The organism is Pseudomonas sp. D3, from assembly GCF_029320995.1.
Classification (GTDB): Bacteria; Pseudomonadota; Gammaproteobacteria; order Pseudomonadales; family Pseudomonadaceae; genus Aquipseudomonas; species Aquipseudomonas paraveronii.
In genome coordinates this window covers 3,905,195-3,921,940 of sequence record NZ_CP119772.1, presented here as the reverse complement: position 1 = coordinate 3,921,940, position 16,746 = coordinate 3,905,195, and the positions used below count along the sequence as shown (strand labels likewise).

15 protein-coding genes and 1 pseudogene are annotated in these 16,746 nt (G+C 62.1%); 10 read left to right on the top strand and 6 right to left on the bottom strand.

Annotation, left to right across the window (positions count from 1 at the left end):
- The first annotated feature begins 12 nt into the window (after window positions 1-12).
- Complete coding sequence (locus tag P3S72_RS17785) at window positions 13-993, top strand: sugar-binding transcriptional regulator (RefSeq protein ID WP_247401298.1); 981 nt, start codon at window positions 13-15, stop codon at window positions 991-993.
- Between the two features lie 388 nt (window positions 994-1,381).
- Window positions 1,382-2,677 (top strand): annotated as a pseudogene (locus P3S72_RS17780) (CBS domain-containing protein); the annotation flags it as partial.
- A 2-nt stretch (window positions 2,678-2,679) separates the two neighbouring features.
- On the opposite strand, the gene P3S72_RS17775 reads toward P3S72_RS17780, so the two are convergent.
- The gene (locus P3S72_RS17775) at window positions 2,680-3,042 is read right to left on the bottom strand and encodes a thioredoxin domain-containing protein (protein ID WP_276193375.1); all 363 of its coding nucleotides are present in this window, start codon (window positions 3,040-3,042) and stop codon (window positions 2,680-2,682) included.
- 374 nt (window positions 3,043-3,416) lie between these two features.
- Here P3S72_RS17775 and P3S72_RS17770 point away from each other — a divergent pair, with 374 nt between their 5' ends.
- From P3S72_RS17770 to P3S72_RS17735, 8 genes are all read left to right on the top strand, one after another.
- Window positions 3,417-4,265: a transporter substrate-binding domain-containing protein gene (locus tag P3S72_RS17770; protein WP_276193374.1), complete on the top strand. Its 849-nt coding sequence runs from the start codon at window positions 3,417-3,419 to the stop codon at window positions 4,263-4,265.
- A gap of 52 nt (window positions 4,266-4,317) precedes the next feature.
- On the top strand, window positions 4,318-4,980 hold the full coding sequence (locus P3S72_RS17765) for an amino acid ABC transporter permease (RefSeq protein ID WP_010564617.1): 663 nt from the start codon (window positions 4,318-4,320) through the stop codon (window positions 4,978-4,980).
- Between the two features lie 11 nt (window positions 4,981-4,991).
- The gene (locus tag P3S72_RS17760) at window positions 4,992-5,654 is read left to right on the top strand and encodes an amino acid ABC transporter permease (protein WP_276193372.1); all 663 of its coding nucleotides are present in this window, start codon (window positions 4,992-4,994) and stop codon (window positions 5,652-5,654) included.
- Window positions 5,651-6,433, top strand: a complete 783-nt coding sequence (locus P3S72_RS17755) for an amino acid ABC transporter ATP-binding protein (protein WP_276193370.1) — start codon at window positions 5,651-5,653, stop codon at window positions 6,431-6,433. Before P3S72_RS17760 ends, P3S72_RS17755 begins: the two co-directional genes overlap by 4 nt.
- A 23-nt stretch (window positions 6,434-6,456) precedes the next feature.
- A complete protein-coding gene (locus P3S72_RS17750) occupies window positions 6,457-6,846 on the top strand; it encodes a RidA family protein (RefSeq protein WP_276193369.1) in 390 nt (129 codons plus the stop codon).
- Window positions 6,847-6,998: 152 nt separating this feature from the next.
- Entirely contained in the window at window positions 6,999-7,763 is a 765-nt protein-coding gene (locus P3S72_RS17745; protein ID WP_247401380.1) for an IclR family transcriptional regulator, read from the top strand.
- Window positions 7,764-7,772: 9 nt separating this feature from the next.
- The gene (locus P3S72_RS17740) at window positions 7,773-8,981 is read left to right on the top strand and encodes an amino acid deaminase (protein ID WP_276193368.1); all 1,209 of its coding nucleotides are present in this window, start codon (window positions 7,773-7,775) and stop codon (window positions 8,979-8,981) included.
- A 117-nt stretch (window positions 8,982-9,098) separates the two neighbouring features.
- Window positions 9,099-10,007: a sugar kinase gene (locus tag P3S72_RS17735; RefSeq protein WP_276193367.1), complete on the top strand. Its 909-nt coding sequence runs from the start codon at window positions 9,099-9,101 to the stop codon at window positions 10,005-10,007.
- A gap of 118 nt (window positions 10,008-10,125) precedes the next feature.
- Here P3S72_RS17735 and P3S72_RS17730 read toward each other — a convergent pair whose 3' ends face one another.
- The 5 genes from P3S72_RS17730 to P3S72_RS17710 form a co-directional block, all read right to left on the bottom strand.
- Window positions 10,126-10,401: a peptidylprolyl isomerase gene (locus P3S72_RS17730; protein WP_028622750.1), complete on the bottom strand. Its 276-nt coding sequence runs from the start codon at window positions 10,399-10,401 to the stop codon at window positions 10,126-10,128.
- 31 nt (window positions 10,402-10,432) lie between these two features.
- The gene (locus P3S72_RS17725) at window positions 10,433-12,238 is read right to left on the bottom strand and encodes a response regulator (RefSeq protein ID WP_276193366.1); all 1,806 of its coding nucleotides are present in this window, start codon (window positions 12,236-12,238) and stop codon (window positions 10,433-10,435) included.
- Window positions 12,239-12,377: 139 nt separating this feature from the next.
- A complete protein-coding gene (locus P3S72_RS17720) occupies window positions 12,378-14,333 on the bottom strand; it encodes an acetoacetate--CoA ligase (protein WP_276193365.1) in 1,956 nt (651 codons plus the stop codon).
- 177 nt (window positions 14,334-14,510) lie between these two features.
- On the bottom strand, window positions 14,511-15,284 hold the full coding sequence (locus P3S72_RS17715; protein ID WP_276193364.1) for a 3-hydroxybutyrate dehydrogenase: 774 nt from the start codon (window positions 15,282-15,284) through the stop codon (window positions 14,511-14,513).
- A gap of 7 nt (window positions 15,285-15,291) precedes the next feature.
- Window positions 15,292-16,683 carry a GntP family permease gene (locus P3S72_RS17710; RefSeq protein ID WP_247408507.1) on the bottom strand — a complete coding sequence of 464 codons (1,392 nt, stop codon included), beginning with the start codon at window positions 16,681-16,683 and terminating at the stop codon, window positions 15,292-15,294.
- Between the last annotated feature and the right edge of the window lie 63 nt (window positions 16,684-16,746).

The window sequence follows — 16,746 nt, the reverse complement described above, 5'->3', positions numbered from 1 at the left end:
AAGCCCGTCCCCATGAGTGACAGTACCCAGCGCATGGCCAGTGATATCGATCAGATGACCGAAGTGGCGATGCTCTATTACCTCGAGAACGTCACTCAGGAAGCCATCGCCAAGCGCTTTGACCTGTCGCGGGCAAAAGTCAGCCGCCTGCTCAAACGTGCGCGCGACGAGGGCATTGTCGAAGTGCGCGTGTTGCAGCACCCGGCGATGAACAATGAGCTGGAACGTGCCCTGGTGGAGCGCTTCAAGCTCGACCGCGCGCTGATCGCCGTCGACCACAGCGACCCCGACACCCAGCGCTCGGCCGTCGCCAGCCTGGTGGCCAATTACCTGAACAAGACGTTGAGCGACGGCATGATCGTCGCCGTGGGCATGGGTCGTAACGTTGGCGCGGTGGCTGATAACGTGTTCCTGCCGGTGACGCGCAATTGCACATTTGTCTGCGCCATCGGCGGTTCGCTCAAGGCCGGCGAATACATGAACCCCGATCATATCTGCCGGCGCCTGGCCCTGCGCTTTGGCGGCGAGAGTGAAAGTCTGTACGCGCCGGCCCTGGTGGCTAACCCGGAACTGCGCGGCGTGCTGATCAATAACGACACGGTGCGCTCGACCCTGGATCGCGCGCGGCGGGCGGACATTGCGCTGATCGGTATTGGCGACATGAGCGAGAACAGCAATATGGTTCGTATGGGCTGGTTCTCGCCCCAGGAAATTGCCCAGGCGCGGTTGTCCGGCACAGTGGGCGACATGATGGGTTATGACTTTATCGATATCCACGGGCAGCCGGCGGTCAACGCCATTCAGGGGCGGGTGATCGGGCTGACGGTGCAGGAGTTGTTCCGGATTCCGGATGTGGTGGCGATTGCCAGTGAGAACACCAAGGCGGCGGCGACGCTGGGGGCGTTGCGGTCGGGGGTGATCAATACCCTCGCGACCACGGTGACTAATGCTCATACCATATTGGCGCTGGATGAAGCGACCCGTAAAGCCTGACACGCCACGGGTCAACGTGTGGGAGGGGCGGTGCGACGATTCGACTTGCTCCCGATAGCGGTCTTTCAGATAAATATATGCTGGCTGATACACCGCCATCGGGGGCAAGCCCCCTCCCACATGGGGGGTGTGTGGGCTTTGGGGACAGGTTTTGTAATAGTTTTGTGTTGTAGGGAATTTGTGGTTCGACTGTAGGATTCAAGTCCTTTTGTTAATTCAGGACTTGCATGAACGCCCTCTCGGAGCCTCCCAGTCGTCTTTCCCCAAGACAACCGCTGTTGCTGTTCCCGCTGAAGCACCCCGTATTCCAACGGCTAACCCTGTCCCGGTCCTCTGACCGCGCTTTGCCGTGCCCGGCATTCTGAACACCGATAAAGAGACTCTATAAATGGAATGGTTAGCGGACCCCACGGCCTGGCTCGGCCTGTTGACGTTGATTGTGTTGGAACTGGTGCTGGGCATCGACAACCTGGTGTTTATCGCGATCCTGGCGGACAAGTTGCCACCGGAGCAGCGCGACCGTGCGCGGTTGATCGGGTTGTCCCTGGCCTTGCTGATGCGCCTGGGCTTGCTGGCGAGTATTTCCTGGTTGGTGACCCTCACCCAGCCGTTGTTCGAGGTGTTCGACAAGAGCTTCTCCGGGCGTGACCTGATCATGCTGTTTGGCGGTGTGTTCTTGTTGTTCAAGGCCACCATGGAATTGCATGAACGCCTTGAAGGCCATGTGGCGCAACGCTCGGGCAATGTGGCCTATGCGATGTTCTGGCCGATCGTCGCGCAGATCGTGGTGCTCGACGCGGTGTTCTCCCTCGATGCGGTGATTACCGCCGTGGGCATGGTCGATGAGCTGGCGGTGATGATGATCGCGGTGATCATTTCCATCGGCCTGATGATTGTCGCGAGCAAGCCGCTGACCCGTTTCGTCAACGCGCACCCGACGGTGATCATGCTGTGCCTGGGTTTTTTGATGATGATCGGTTTCGCCCTGACCGCCGAAGGCCTGGGCTTCCACATTCCGAAGGGCTACCTGTACGCGGCGATTGGTTTCTCGATCCTGATCGAGGTGTTCAACCAGATTGCCCGGGCTCGGCGCAAGAAGGCCGCGCAAGGCGTATTGCCCATGCGTGAGCGCACCGCCCATGCGGTGATGCGCTTGCTCGGTGGTCGCAGCCTGGCAGAGGAAGAGGTGGGCGAAGAGGTGGCCGACCTGTTGGGTGAGCCGGATATGACTCAGGGCCCGCTGTTTGATCGACGTGAGCGGGTGATGATCAGCGGCGTGCTGCAACTGGCCGAGCGGCCGATCCGCACCTTGATGACGCCACGGGCCACGGTCGACTTTATCGACTTGGCGGACGATCTCGACACTATCCGCCTAAAACTGATGCGTTCGTCCTACTCGCGGCTGCCGTTGATCCGCAACGGCGCTGTCGATGAGCCATTAGGTTTTGTACAAAAAAAGGAGTTGCTCAAGGAGTACCTGGCCGGCAACGAGCTGAACCTTGAGCACCTGGCGCGCCGGGCGATCAACCTGCTGGCGAGCTGCTCGATCCTCAACGCCCTGGAGCAGATGCGCCAGGCCTCGACCCACATTGCTTTCGTGATCAACGAGTGCGGTGATTTCATCGGCGTGTTGAGCATGACCGACATCCTTGAGTCCATCGCCGGTGAATTGCCGGACGCCACGGGTCATGCAGGTTTTCCGGGTGCCGTTGCCACAGGCGTAACCGCGTAGGCTCGGGTGTACTGCTCGAAGGCTTTTTTCAGCGCGTCTTCGCCAAGGCCGGGCAGGGCGTCGAGCAGTACCTGGTCGCGGTAGATCAGCAGCATCGGGATGCGGTCGACACGCGGATGCTTGGGGGTGTTGACGCAGTCAAGGATCATGACTTTGACCTGGCCCTTGTAACGCTCGCTGATTCGTAGGAACCGCGGCATCGCGTCACTGCACGCGGTGCAGTCATGTGAGATGAAAACGACAAACACAGGCTGCGGGGTACTCAGTTCCCGTTCAAACGCAGCCTTGTCCTTAACCACGGCGTTGACATAGTTCATGAGGGCTTCTCCCTGTTGTACATGCGCTTACGCTAGGTGGGGAGATCACCTACGTCTACTGTCAATCTTCACAGGTCACTCACACACCTGCCAACGCCCGTTCAAGGTGTGGGCGCGCGATAAAGGTGCACGGTAACGCCAGGGCGGTGCGCCCATGTGGACCTGTCACGGGGTGTGGGGCCTTGGGTAGCAAAGGGATTGCCGTTACTCGTGTTACGCCTTATGCCGCATCAATATGTATACCGCTGATTTAAAACGACTTTATTCCCAGCGTATTTTTCCATTACTGCGTATGGCACACTTTCTGCTGTCTATTCCGTTGTTACATACCAAGTTCCGGTATAGCGGAATACACAACTCCTGGAGTGCTTGTCATGCATCACCGACCTTCCGTGTTCAAAGCGTGTGTTTTTCTCTTCGCCGCATCGGCTGCCCTCGCAAGCACCGTGCAGGCGGCGGGCAGCAAGCTCGATGATGTGCTCAAGCGTGGGCATCTGGTCGTGGGTACAGGCAGTACCAATGCGCCGTGGCACTTCCAGGGAGCGGATGGCAAGTTGCAGGGGTTCGATATCGACATCGGTCGCATTGTGGCCAAGGGCTTGTTCAACGACCCAAGTAAGGTCGAGTTTGTGGTGCAGTCTTCCGACGCACGGATTCCCAACCTGCTGACCGATAAGGTCGACATGAGTTGCCAGTTCATCACCGTCACCGCCAGCCGAGCGCAGCAGGTGGCGTTTACCCTGCCGTACTACCGCGAAGGCGTCGGCCTGCTGCTGCCGAACAACAGCAAATACAAAGAAATCGAAGACCTGCAAGCCGCCGGCGATGGCGTCACCGTGGCCGTGCTGCAAAACGTCTACGCCGAAGAACTGGTCCACCAGGCGCTGCCCAAGGCCAAGGTCGATCAGTACGACAGCGTCGACCTGATGTACCAGGCGGTGAACTCCGGCCGCGCCGATGCCGCCGCCACCGACCAGTCTTCGGTCAAATACCTGATGGTGCAGAACCCTGGCCGCTACCGCAGCCCGGCTTACGCCTGGAGCCCGCAAACCTACGCGTGCGCGGTCAAGCGCGGCGACCAGGACTGGCTGAATTTCGTCAATACCGCGCTGCATGAAGCCATGACCGGTGTGGAATTCCCTACCTACAAGGCCTCGTTCAAGCAATGGTTCGGTGTCGACCTGCCGGAGCCTGCGATCGGTTTCCCCGTCGAGTTCAAGTGATTCGTGAAAACCGGGGCGCCGCGAACGGCGCCCCCATCAGGTACTGTCGACCATGAACTATCAGTTGAACTTTGCCGCCGTGTGGCGCGACTTCGACACCTTGCTGGCGGGGCTGTGGCTGGGCCTTGAGCTGGCGCTGCTGTCGATCGCCATCGGCTGCGTGATCGGCTTGCTGATGGCGTTTGCCATGCTGTCCAGGCACCGGGCGTTGCGCATCCTGGCTTCGGTGTATGTGACGGTGGTGCGCAATACGCCGATCCTGGTGCTGATCCTGTTGATCTACTTTGCGTTGCCGAGCCTGGGCATCCGCCTGGACAAGATCCCTTCGTTCATCATCACCCTGTCGCTGTACGCCGGCGCCTACCTGACCGAAGTGTTCCGCGCCGGGCTGTTGAATATTCCCAAGGGCTTGCGCGAAGCCGGGCTGGCCATCGGCCTCGGCGAGTGGCGCATCCGCGCCTATATCACCGTGCCGGTGATGCTGCGCAACGTACTGCCGGCGCTGTCGAACAACTTCATTTCGCTGTTCAAGGACACCTCGCTGGCGGCCGCGATCGCGGTGCCGGAGCTGACTTATTACGCCCGCAAGATCAACGTCGAAAGCTACCGGGTGATTGAAACCTGGCTGGTCACGACCGCGCTCTACGTGGCCGCCTGTTACCTGATCGCCATGCTGCTCCGTTACCTGGAACAGCGTCTGGCGATCCGTCGTTAGAAGAGGCTCGCATGTACCAATCCCCCAGCTGGCTGCATGAGTTGTGGATCGCCCGGGACACCCTCTGGGCGGGGTTCCAGGCCAGCGTCTATGTCTCGGCGCTGGCGATTATCTTCGGCACCCTGATCGGCATCGTCGCGGGGTTGATCCTGACTTACGGTAGATTCTGGATGCGCGCGCCGTTTCGCCTGTATGTCGACCTGATCCGTGGCACGCCGGTGTTTGTGCTGGTGTTGGCGTGTTTCTACATGCTGCCGGCGCTCGGTTGGCAGATCAGCGCGTTCCAGGCCGGTGCGGTCGGGCTGACGCTGTTCTGCGGCTCCCACGTCGCGGAGATCGTGCGCGGCGCGCTGCAAGCCATTCCCCGTGGGCAAATGGAAGCGGGCAAGGCGATTGGCCTGACGTTCTACCAGACCCTGGGCTACGTGCTGCTACCCCAGGCGCTGCGGCAGATCCTGCCGACCTGGGTCAATTCCTCCACGGAAATCGTCAAGGCCTCGACCCTGCTCTCGGTGATCGGCGTCGCCGAGTTGCTGCTCAGTACCCAGCAGGTGATCGCGCGCACCTTCATGACCCTGGAGTTCTACCTGTTCGCCGGGTTTCTGTTTTTTGTCATCAACTACGCCATCGAGTTATTCGGGCGCTACATTGAAAAGCGGGTGGCCTTGCCATGAACCAACCTCAAACAACCCAACCGCTGCTGGACATTCGCGGCCTGCGTAAACAATACGGCCCAGTGGAGGTGCTCAAGGGCGTCGACCTGTCCATGCAGCGCGGCAACGTGGTGACGTTGATCGGCTCCAGCGGCTCGGGCAAGACCACGCTGCTGCGCTGCGTCAACCTGCTGGAAGAATTCCAGGGCGGGCAAATCACCCTGGACGGCGAGTCCATCGGCTACCGCGACATCGCCGGCAAGCGCGTGCGCCATCCGGAGCGGCTGATCGCCCAGCACCGCGCCATGACCGGCATGGCATTCCAGCAGTTCAACCTGTTCCCGCACCTGACGGCGCTGCAGAACGTCACCTTGGGCTTGTTGAAAGTTAAGAAAATGCCTAAGGACGAAGCCGTGGCTTTGGCGGAAAAATGGTTGGACCGTGTAGGACTCTTGGAGCGCCGCAATCACTTCCCCGGTCAGTTGTCCGGCGGCCAGCAACAGCGCGTGGCCATCGCCCGTGCGATTGCGATGAACCCGAGCCTGATGCTGTTCGACGAAGTCACCTCGGCCCTCGACCCCGAACTGGTGGGCGAAGTGCTCAGCGTGATCAAGGGCCTGGCGGAAGAGGGCATGACCATGTTGTTGGTGACGCATGAGATGCGCTTTGCCTACGAAGTCTCGGACAAGATCGTCTTCATGAACCAGGGCCGTATTGAAGAACAGGGCTCGGCGAAGGACATCTTCGAACGCCCGCAGTCGCCGCGCCTGGCGGAATTCCTGAAAAACATTCGTTTTTAACTGTCAGTCAAGGAGCACTATTTATGAGCATTACGCGTTACGGCGCCGGCAGCACCGCCGGTGGTGGCCAGCCACGTCCTTTCGCCCGTGCGGTGGAAGCGGACGGCTGGCTCTACGTCTCGGGCCAGGTGCCGGCGGTGGACGGTGAAATCATCAACGGCGGCATCGTCGAACAAACCCGCCAGACGATGCGCAACGTGGTGGCGATTCTCGAAGAGGCCGGCTACGCGTTGAAAGACGTGGTGCGCGTCGGCGTCTGGCTGGAAGACCCCCGGGATTTCTGGAGCTTCAACAAAGTCTTCGGCGAATACTTCACCCCCGAACACGCCCCGGCGCGCGCCTGCGTGCAGGCCAACATGATGGTGGATTGCAAGGTCGAGATCGATTGCGTGGCCTACAAGAAAAAGGGCTAAATGCCCGCATCTCAAGACCACATCAAATCCAATGTGGGAGGGGGCTTGCCCCCGATAGCGGTGTATCAGCAACAGATGTGTCTAATGGCACACCGCCATCGGGGGCAAGCCCCCTCCCACAAGGGATCACCTTTCAGCGGACCGAAACTCCCATGACCGAAGACACCATCAAACGCCGCGCCAAAGGCCTGGACCGTGCATTCGATATCCTCGATTTTCTCAAGGAAATCGGCCAGCCCCTGCGCCCGAATGATATTGCCAGCGGCATCGGCAGCCCCAAGTCCACGGTCTACGAGTTGGTCGCCTCCTTACTGGAACGTCGCATCCTGGAAACCGTGGGCAAGGACGGGCACGTCTACCTCGGCCGCCAGCTGTACTTCCTCGGCCAGGCGCACCTGCGCCATTTTGACCTGACCCGCGAGGCCGACCATGCCTTGCAGGCGATCGTCAGCCAGACCCACGAAACCGCGCAGATGTGCCTGCTCAACGGGCGCAAATACACGGTGGCGCTGATGCGTGAAGGCGAGCGGCATTTCCGGATTTCCTCGGACATCGGCGAAAACGCGCCGATCCCGTGGACCGCGTCCGGGCGCCTGTTACTGGGGCACTTGAGCGACCAGCAGATCGTCGACCTGATCGACCCCGACGACTTCATCCTGCCGGACGGCCAGCGCTTGCCGCTGGAGACCTTCCTCGCGCAGATCCGTCAGGCCAGCACCGAGGGCTTCTTTTCCTTCGACAGCGTGGCCGACACCTTTACCCATTGCTTTGCCGCCCCGGTCCGGGACGCGCAGGGCGTGAGCATTGCGACCCTGTGCATCGTCGCCCCCCGGGCCGATGCCAGTCAAAACTACAATGACTACCGCCGGGTGTTGATCGAAAGCGCCAACAACCTGGCCCGTCGCATCAACGAATAGGAGCTGTTCATGTCTGCCATCAACGCCGTTGCAAAAGGCGCCGCCGCTGTCGGCGCCCATCTGGTCCGTGACGTCAGCCTGCCGGCCCTGGTGCTGCACCGCGACGCCCTCGAACACAACATTCGCTGGATGCAGGCCTTTGTCAGCAACAGCGGCGCCGAGCTTGCGCCCCATGGCAAGACCAGCATGATGCCGGCCCTGTTCCAGCGCCAGATCGCCGCCGGTGCCTGGGGCATCACCCTGGCCAGCGCGGTACAGACCCGCGCCGCCTATGCCGGTGGCGTGCGCCGTGTGTTGATGGCCAACCAACTGGTGGGCGCGCCGAACATGGCGTTGATCGCCGAGTTGCTGGCCGACGCGGACTTTGACTTCCACTGCCTGGTCGACCACCCGGATAACGTCGCCGACCTGGGCCTGTTCTTCGCCGCCCGTGGCCTGCACCTGAACGTGATGATCGAGTACGGCGTGGTCGGTGGCCGTTGTGGTTGCCGTAGCGAGCAGGCGGTACGCGACCTGGCCAAGGCAATCAAGGCCCAGCCGGCGTTGGTACTGACCGGTATCGAAGGCTACGAAGGCGTGATCCACGGTGAGCACGCCATCAGCGGCATCCGCGAATTCGCCGCGAGCCTGGTGCGCCTCGCCGTGGACCTGCAGAACAATGGCTCGTTCGACCTGGCCAAGCCGATCATCACCGCATCGGGATCGGCCTGGTATGACTTGATTGCCGAGTCCTTCGAAACGCAAAACGCCGCCGGTCGGTTCCTCAGCGTGCTGCGTCCCGGCAGCTATGTAGCCCATGACCACGGCATCTACAAAGACGCGCAATGCTGCGTGCTCGACCGGCGTAGCGACCTCAATGAAGGCCTGCGCCCGGCGCTGGAAGTCTGGGCCCATGTGCAATCGTTGCCTGAGCCTGGCTTCGCGGTGATCGCCCTGGGCAAACGCGATGTGGCTTACGACGCTGGTTTGCCGGTGCCGCTCAAGCGCTACAAGGCCGGGATTGTGCCGGCGCAAGGCGATGACATAAGCGCGTGCAAGGTCACAGCGGTGATGGACCAGCATGCGTTCATGAGCGTGGCACCGGGGGTTGAACTGCGCATCGGCGACATCATTTCCTTCGGGACTTCCCACCCGTGCCTGACCTTCGACAAGTGGCAGGTCGGTTGCCTGGTGGATGAGCAACTTCAGGTGATCGAGTCCCTGCATACCTGCTTCTAGACCGCGTCGCCTCTATCGTGAGCAAACCCGCTGCGACCTTTGGGTGTGCGAACACATTCAAAGGTGGGAGCGGGCTTGCCCGCGAAGGGGCCATCAGCCGCACCGGAGACAACAGGCATGAACACCACCCCTCGCATCGCCCTCATCGGCGAATGCATGATCGAACTGCAACACCGCGCCGACGGCAGCCTGCACCAGAGCTTCGGCGGCGACACCCTGAACGCGGCGGTGTACCTGCGCCGCGAGCTGGGGGCGCTCGGCAGCGTCGACTACGTCACCGCCCTGGGCGATGACAGCTTCAGCGATGCCATGTGCCAACAGTGGACCGCCGAAGGCCTTGGCCTAGACATGGTCCAGCGCCTACCCGGGCGGTTGCCGGGTTTGTACTGCATCCAGACCGACGCCAATGGCGAGCGCAAATTCCTCTACTGGCGCAACGAAGCGGCCGTGCGCGACTGCTTCACCACGGCAGCCGCTGCACCGATTTTGGCGGCGTTACCGGGCTATGACGTGGTGTATTTCAGCGGCATCACCCTGGCGGTGCTGGGTGAAGTTGGGCGTGAGCGTTTGTTGCACGCCTTGATCGAAACCCGTCGGCGCGGCGGTCAGGTGGTGTTCGACAACAACTACCGGCCGCGTTTGTGGGCCAGTATCGAGGCGGCGCGTGCGGCCTATCACAAGGTGTTGGCCGAAGTGGATATTGCCTTGTTGACCGAGGATGACGAGTACGCGTTGTTTGGTTATGCCGACAGCGAGCAGGTGTTCGCGGCGTATCCGGCAATCGCGGAAGTCGTGCTCAAGCGCGGTGCCGAAGACTGTTTGATTCGTTGCGCAGGTCAGCGCTTTGCCGTGCCAGCGTTGAAGGTCGAGACGGTGGTAGACACCACGGCGGCGGGGGACTCGTTCAGTGCGGCGTACCTGGCCAGTCGGCTCAAGGGTGGTTCGTCGCAAGAGGCGGCCTTGGCTGGGCATCGGCTGGCGAGCCGGGTTATCCAGGTGCCGGGGGCGTTGATTCCTCGGGGGTGAATGGCCGCCTGCGGCGGATCGGGGGCAAGCCCCCCCCACAGTTGAGCGCATTCTTCCAGATGAAATGCGCTCACTGTGGGAGGGGGCTTGCCCCCGATAGCGGCCTAAAGCCAACCCATCAATCCCGATAAAACACCTGCACCAAGTGGTACCCAAACTTGCTCTTGACCGGCCCATGCACCACCCGCAGCGGCTTCTTGAAGATCACCGCATCAATCACGCCGACCATTTGCCCCGGCCGAACCTCGCCGAGATCGCCGCCGCGCTTGCCAGACGGGCAGGTGGAATACTTCTTGGCCAGCACATCAAACGCTTCGCCCTTGGCGATGCGCTGCTTGAGCTGTTCGGCTTCTTCGCTGGTTTTCACTAGGATATGGCGGGCTTGGGCTTTCATGGTTCTCTACCAAGTGTGCGACGGCGCGCGATTATGCCTTAACTGAATCATCGACGCTGATCATGCTGCGAATTTTGGTGGCGAGCAGGTCGATGGAAAACGGCTTGGCGACCATGTCCATGCCGTCTTCCAGAAGGCCCTGGCGTTCGGTGGCTTTTTGCGCATAACCGGTCATGAACAAGATGCGCAGGCCCGGGCGATGCTGGCGGGCGATTTCCGCCAGTTGCCGGCCGTTCATGCCCGGCAGGCCAACATCGGTCACCAGCAGGTCCACGCGCAAGTCCGATTCCAGCAGCGGCAAGGCCGTGCGCGCATCCGCTGCCTGGTGCGCGGTGTAGCCCAGTTCATCGAGTACATTCACCACCAGCATACGCACGGCCGGGTCGTCCTCGACCACCACCACAGCCTCTCCGGCCAGGGCCACCGGCGCCTCACTGAGGCTGGTCGGCAGGCTGCTTTCCAGGGCGGTGCCGTGCAGGCGTGGCAAATACAAGCGCACGCAGGTGCCCTGGCCCGGTTCGCTGTGGAGGGTCACATGGCCGCCGGATTGCTGGGCGAAGCCATAGATCATCGACAGCCCGAGGCCGGTGCCCTGGCCGATAGGTTTGGTGGTGAAAAACGGATCGAAGGCCTTGGCCAGGATTTTCGGCGCCATGCCGGTGCCGTTGTCGCACACGCCGAGCATCACGTAATCACCGGCCTTGACCGGTTCCAGCGTGGTGATGTCGGTGCCGTCCAGGTAGCTGTTGGCGGTTTCGATCAGCAGTTCGCCACCTTCGGGCATGGCATCCCGGGCGTTGATCACCAGGTTGAGCAGGGCGTTTTCCAACTGGCTGGCGTCGGTGTTCACCGGCCAGATATCGTTGCCCAGTTGCACCTTGAGCGTGATGTGCGCGCCCTTGGTGCGCCGGAACAAGTCTTCCAGCGAGGCCACCAACTGGTTCGGATCGAGCGGGCGGCGGTCCAGCGACTGGCGCCGCGAGAACGCGAGCAGGCGATGAGTGAGGGCGGCGGCGCGATGGGCGGAGGCCACGGCGGCGTCGGCAAAGCGGCCGATGTCGTCGCTGCGCCCGTCGGTGATGTAGCGTTGCATCAGGTCCAGGCTGCCGATGATGCCGGTGAGCATATTGTTGAAGTCATGGGCGATGCCACCTGTGAGCTGGCCCACCGCTTCCATCTTCTGCGCATGGCGCAGGGCGTCTTCGGCGCGCTCGCGTTCGACCATCTCGTTTTGCAGGCGCTGGTTGGCCTCGGCGAGTGCCAGGGTGCGCTGGGCCACACGCTCTTCGAGGTTTTCGTTGAGGTGGCGCAGGCGTTGCTCGGTGCTTTGCTGGGCTTTGAGGCTGGCTTCGGAGCGCTGTTGCAGTTCCTGGGTGAACTGGCGGCGTTCGTTGGTTTCGATGGCGGTGACGAGGATGCCGGACACGCTGGCGCATTCATCGCGGATCGGGCTGTAGGTCAGGTCAAGCCAGATCTCGGTGTCGCGCTGGTTGCGCTGCAGGACAAAGCGCTGTTCGCTGAAGGATCGCACCTGGCCGCTGAGAACCGCGTCATAGATCGGTGCGGTGAAACTGTGCAATTCCGGCCAGGTCTGGTGCGCCGGTTGGCCCATCGCGTCAGGGTGCTTGTTGCCCGCCAGCAGGGCGAAGGCGTCGTTGTAGAGTTGGATGAGTTCGCTGCCCCACAACAGCAGCATCGGCATCGGCGAGTGGACGACAATATCCACGGCGGTGCGCAGGCTTTGCGGCCAATCATTGGCCTCACCGAGGGGGCTTTTGGCCCAGTCCAGCCGCGCAATCAATGCGGCGGCTTCGCTACCGGTGGATGTTTCCTTCATAAAAAGCCCTGAGCGTAACGCTTTGAAAAATGACAACACCCATTATCCGGTGGGACAACGATGGGTGACTACCCCCGAAAAATAGCATGCATTGGGGGTTTGTCTTCAAATGAGTGCGTTGGCGCTGAAACCTTTCACCTTAACGTGCCAGCTCAGGCCGGTCGCGAAACTGTGCCAGGGCCTCCGGGTTGGCCAGCGCGTCGGTGTTTTTCACCGGTTCGCCATGTACCACATTGCGCACCGCCAGTTCGACGATCTTGCCGCTGATCGTGCGCGGGATATCGCTGACGGTGAGGATCTTCGCCGGCACATGCCGTGGCGTGGTGTTGGCGCGGATCACCTGGCGGATCTGCTGTTCGAGGGCGTCATCCAGCTCGACGCCATCGTTGAGCCGCACGAACAGCACCACGCGCACATCGTCCTGCCAGCGCTGACCAATGGCCAGGCTTTCCAGCACCTGCGGGACTTTTTCCACCTGCCGATAAATCTCGGCGGTGCCGATCCGCACACCGCCAGGGTTGAGCACCGCATCGGAGCGCCCGTGAATCAGCAGGCTGCCGTTGGGCCGCTGCTCGGCGTAATCGCCCTGGGCCCACACGCCGGGGAATTGGCTGAAATAGGAGGCGCGCAGTTTTTTCTGCTGCGGGTCGTTCCACAGGCCAATGGGCATAGCGGGGAAGTGCCGGGTACACACCAGTTCGCCCTTTTCACCGACCAGCGGCCGCCCCTGGTCGTCCCACACCTCGATGGCCATCGCCAGGCTCTTGCACTGCATTTCACCGCGGCGCACCGGCAACACCGGATTGCCGATGACGAAGCAAGAGACGATATCGGTGCCGCCGGACATCGAGGACAGGCACACCTCGCGCTTGATCTCGCGGTACACGTAGTCGTAGCTCTGGGGCGACAGTGGCGAGCCGGTCGAAATCAGCCCTTTGAGACTGCCCAGGTCATGGCTCAGGCGCGGCTGCAGCCCGGCCTTTTCCAGGGTGACGAGGTACTTGGGGCTGGTGCCGAACACGCTGATCCGTTCCGCGTCGATCAGGTCGATCAAGCGCTCGGGGCCAGGGTGAAACGGCGAGCCGTCGTACAGCACCGCCGTGGCGCCGAGCGCCAGTACCGAGACCAGCCAGTTCCACATCATCCAGCCGCAGGTGGTGTAGTAGAACAGGCAATCCTCACGGGACAGGTCCGCGTGCAGGCCGTGTTCCTTGAGGTGGGTGAGCAGCACGCCGCCGGTGCCGTGGATGATGCACTTGGGCACGCCGGTGGTGCCGCTGGAATAGAGGATATACAGCGGATGGTCAAACGGCACCGCAACGAATTCAGGTGCGCCGCCGGGTTGGTAGAAGTCACTCCACAGCGCAACGTTGGCGGCGCTCCGATAGTCCTCGACCCGCGCCTGGGGCCGGGCATACGGCACGATGATCAGTTGCTGCAGGGACGGCAGGCGTTCGAGGATCTCGTTGAGCTTGGCGCTCTGGTCGATGGTCTTGCCGGCGTAGCGGTAACCGGCGCAGGTGATCAGCACCTTGGGTTCGATCTGGCCGAAACGGTCGATCACGCCTTGGGTGCCGAAGTCTGGTGATGAGCACGACCAGATCGCGCCCAGGCTGCTGGTGGCGAGCATGCCGACCAGGGTTTGCCAGGTGTTGGGCATGCACGCGGCGACCCGGTCGCCCAGCCCAACCCCGGCCGCCCGCAGGCTGCGTTGCAGGCCGGCGACGTGGGCGGCCAGTTCGGCGTAGCTCAGTTGCTCGCGCTGGCCGTCTTCGCCGATGGCGACTACAGCGGGGTGATCGTCGCGACGGCGCAGCAGGTGTTCGGCAAAGTTCAGGGTTGCGCCGGGGAACCACTGGGCGCTGGGCATCTCGGCGTCTTCGATCAACACCGCACTGGGCGGGCTGCGAAACTGCACGTCGAAAAACGCCACGAGCGCCTGCCAGAAGTCGGCTCGCTGATCGATGCTCCACTGGTGCAAGGCTGGGTAGTCGCTGAGCTGCACGCTGTAGCGGTCATTGATAAAGCGCCGGAACTGGTCCATCCGGGTGTGGCGGATGCGTTCGGGGGAGGGTTGCCAGAGGATCTCGGACATCAGCAAAGTCTCTTATTCTTGTACAAGTCTTCCAAACAATAGAGTTCCAATGTGGGAGGGGCGGTGCGCCGATTCGACTTGCCCCCGATAGCAATGGGTCAGTCATCAATGTGTTAACTGATACACCGCCATCGGGGGCAAGCCCCCTCCCACAGTTTTAATCTCCAGTGTCTGGTTTTATTGAGCCAGCCACCCACCATCGATATTCCACGCCGCGCCCCGCACTTGGGCACCGGCCTCGCTGCACAAAAACAGCACCAACTCGCCCAGTTGCGGCGGGGCCACGAACTCCAGCGACGGCTGCTTCTCCGCGAGCAAATCATGCTGGGCCTGTTGCGGGTCGACACCGTTGGCCGCGCGGTCATCGATCTGCTTCTGCACCAGCGGCGTCAGCACCCAGCCGGGGCAAATCGCGTTGCAGGTCACGTTGCTGGTGGCGGTTTCCAGGCCGACCACCTTGGTCAGGCCGATCACGCCGTGCTTGGCCGCCACATACGCGGCTTTGCCCACCGACCCCACCAGGCCATGCACCGAGGCGATATTGACGATGCGCCCCCAGCCCTTGGCCTTCATGCCCGGCAGGCTCAGGCGCGTGCTGTGGAACACCGACGACAGGTTGATCGCGATGATCGAGTCCCAGCGTTCCACCGGAAAGTCTTCCACCGCGGCCACATGCTGGATGCCGGCGTTGTTGACCAGAATGTCCACGCCGCCGAATTCGCGCTCGGCGTAGGTGATCATGTCGGCGATCTGCGCCGGGTCGCTGACGTCCGCCGGGTGGTGCCCAACCTTGCCGCCGAATGCCTGCACCTGGGCGATCACCGCGCTGGCGTCGCCGAAGCCGTTGAGGATCAGGTTGGCGCCGGCCTCGGCCAAACTCAAGGCGATGCCCAAGCCGATACCGCTGGTGGAGCCGGTGACCAGGGCGGTCTTGCCGTTCAAGTTCGTCATAGAAACCTCACACAATGCCGGTGGCGTAGAAAGTACCGATCACCACGAACACCGCGAGGGTCTTGATAATCGTGATGCCGAAGATGTCCTTGTAGGCTTCGCGGTGGGTCAGCCCGGTGACCGCCAGCAACGTGATCACCGCGCCGTTGTGGGGCAGGGTGTCCATGCCGCCGCTGGCCATGGCCGCGACCCGGTGCAGCACTTCAAGCGGGATATTGGCCGCGTGGGCCGCAGCAATAAAACTCTCGGACATCGCCGCCAGGGCGATGCTCATGCCGCCGGACGCCGAGCCGGTGATACCGGCCAGCAGGGTCACGGTGATCGCTTCGTTGACCAGCGGGTTGGGGATGCCCTTGAGCCAGTCCGCCAGCACCAGAAAGCCCGGCAGCGAGGCGATCACTGCACCAAAGCCGTATTCCGAAGCGGTGTTCATCGCCGCCAGCAACGCACCACTGACCGCGCTCTTACTGCCTTCGGCGAGCTTGCTTTTGATTGCTGACCAGCCGAACACCAGCACCATGACGATGCCCACCAGCAGCGCCGCTTGCACCGCCCAGATCGCAGTGAGCTTGGCGATTTCGGTGGTCACCGGCGTGCTCATGCCCGCCAGGCTGAGGCTGTGGGTCTTGCCGTACCACTGCGGAATCCAGTGGGTGAACAGCAGGTTCATCACCCCCACCAGGATCAGCGGCGACAGCGCGATCCAGGGGTTAGGCAGGCTCAGGTTTTCGGCGGTCTCCGGCTCGTTGCGCAGCTCGGTGCCGTAGCCTTCACCGGCCCGTTGCGCCTTGTTGCGCTGGCGCGCCAGGTAGAGCATGCCGGTGCAGAACACGAAGACCGTGCCGATCAGCCCCAACCACGGCGCGGCCCAGGCGGTGGTGTTGAAGAACGTACTGGGGATGATGTTCTGGATCTGCGGCGTGCCGGGCAGCGCGTCCATGGTGAAGGAGAACGCACCCAGGGCAATGGTCGCCGGAATCAGGCGCTTGGGGATATCGCTCTGGCGGAACATCTCCGCCGCGAACGGGTACACCGCAAACACCACCACGAACAGCGACACGCCGCCGTAGGTGAGCAGGGCGCAGACCAGCACGATCACCAGCATCGCCTGGCGCGTGCCGAGCAAACGGATCGCGGCTGCGACGATGGAGCGCGAGAAACCCGACAGCTCGATCAGCTTGCCGAACACGGCACCGAGCAGGAATACCGGGAAATACAGCTTGATGAAACCGACCATTTTCTCCATGAACACCCCGGTAAACGCAGGGGCGACGGCGGACGGGTCGGTGAGCAGGACGGCGCCGAGGGCGGCGATGGGGGCAAACAGGATAACGCTATAGCCACGGTAGGCAGCCAGCATCAGCAGCGCGAGGGCTGCCAGGGCAATGATCACACTCATGGTGTGTCTCCATCGGATTGTTATTTTTGTGGGGTGAAGCTGTGGAGGAAGGCTATAGCGAGA

Excerpts from the sequence above, each read along its gene's own strand:
- P3S72_RS17740 (WP_276193368.1), top strand. The coding sequence starts at position 7,773 with ATGTCTGCCATCAACGCCGTTGCAAAAGGCGCCGCCGCTGTCGGCGCC.
- P3S72_RS17775 (WP_276193375.1), bottom strand. The coding sequence starts at position 3,042 with ATGAACTATGTCAACGCCGTGGTTAAGGACAAGGCTGCGTTTGAACGG.
- P3S72_RS17770 (WP_276193374.1), top strand. The coding sequence starts at position 3,417 with ATGCATCACCGACCTTCCGTGTTCAAAGCGTGTGTTTTTCTCTTCGCC.
- P3S72_RS17735 (WP_276193367.1), top strand. The coding sequence starts at position 9,099 with ATGAACACCACCCCTCGCATCGCCCTCATCGGCGAATGCATGATCGAA.
- P3S72_RS17750 (WP_276193369.1), top strand. The coding sequence starts at position 6,457 with ATGAGCATTACGCGTTACGGCGCCGGCAGCACCGCCGGTGGTGGCCAG.
- P3S72_RS17760 (WP_276193372.1), top strand. The coding sequence starts at position 4,992 with ATGTACCAATCCCCCAGCTGGCTGCATGAGTTGTGGATCGCCCGGGAC.
- P3S72_RS17755 (WP_276193370.1), top strand. The coding sequence starts at position 5,651 with ATGAACCAACCTCAAACAACCCAACCGCTGCTGGACATTCGCGGCCTG.
- P3S72_RS17730 (WP_028622750.1), bottom strand. The coding sequence starts at position 10,401 with ATGAAAGCCCAAGCCCGCCATATCCTAGTGAAAACCAGCGAAGAAGCC.
- P3S72_RS17720 (WP_276193365.1), bottom strand. The coding sequence starts at position 14,333 with ATGTCCGAGATCCTCTGGCAACCCTCCCCCGAACGCATCCGCCACACC.
- P3S72_RS17715 (WP_276193364.1), bottom strand. The coding sequence starts at position 15,284 with ATGACGAACTTGAACGGCAAGACCGCCCTGGTCACCGGCTCCACCAGC.
- P3S72_RS17785 (WP_247401298.1), top strand. The coding sequence starts at position 13 with ATGAGTGACAGTACCCAGCGCATGGCCAGTGATATCGATCAGATGACC.
- P3S72_RS17725 (WP_276193366.1), bottom strand. The coding sequence starts at position 12,238 with ATGAAGGAAACATCCACCGGTAGCGAAGCCGCCGCATTGATTGCGCGG.
- P3S72_RS17710 (WP_247408507.1), bottom strand. The coding sequence starts at position 16,683 with ATGAGTGTGATCATTGCCCTGGCAGCCCTCGCGCTGCTGATGCTGGCT.
- P3S72_RS17745 (WP_247401380.1), top strand. The coding sequence starts at position 6,999 with ATGACCGAAGACACCATCAAACGCCGCGCCAAAGGCCTGGACCGTGCA.
- P3S72_RS17765 (WP_010564617.1), top strand. The coding sequence starts at position 4,318 with ATGAACTATCAGTTGAACTTTGCCGCCGTGTGGCGCGACTTCGACACC.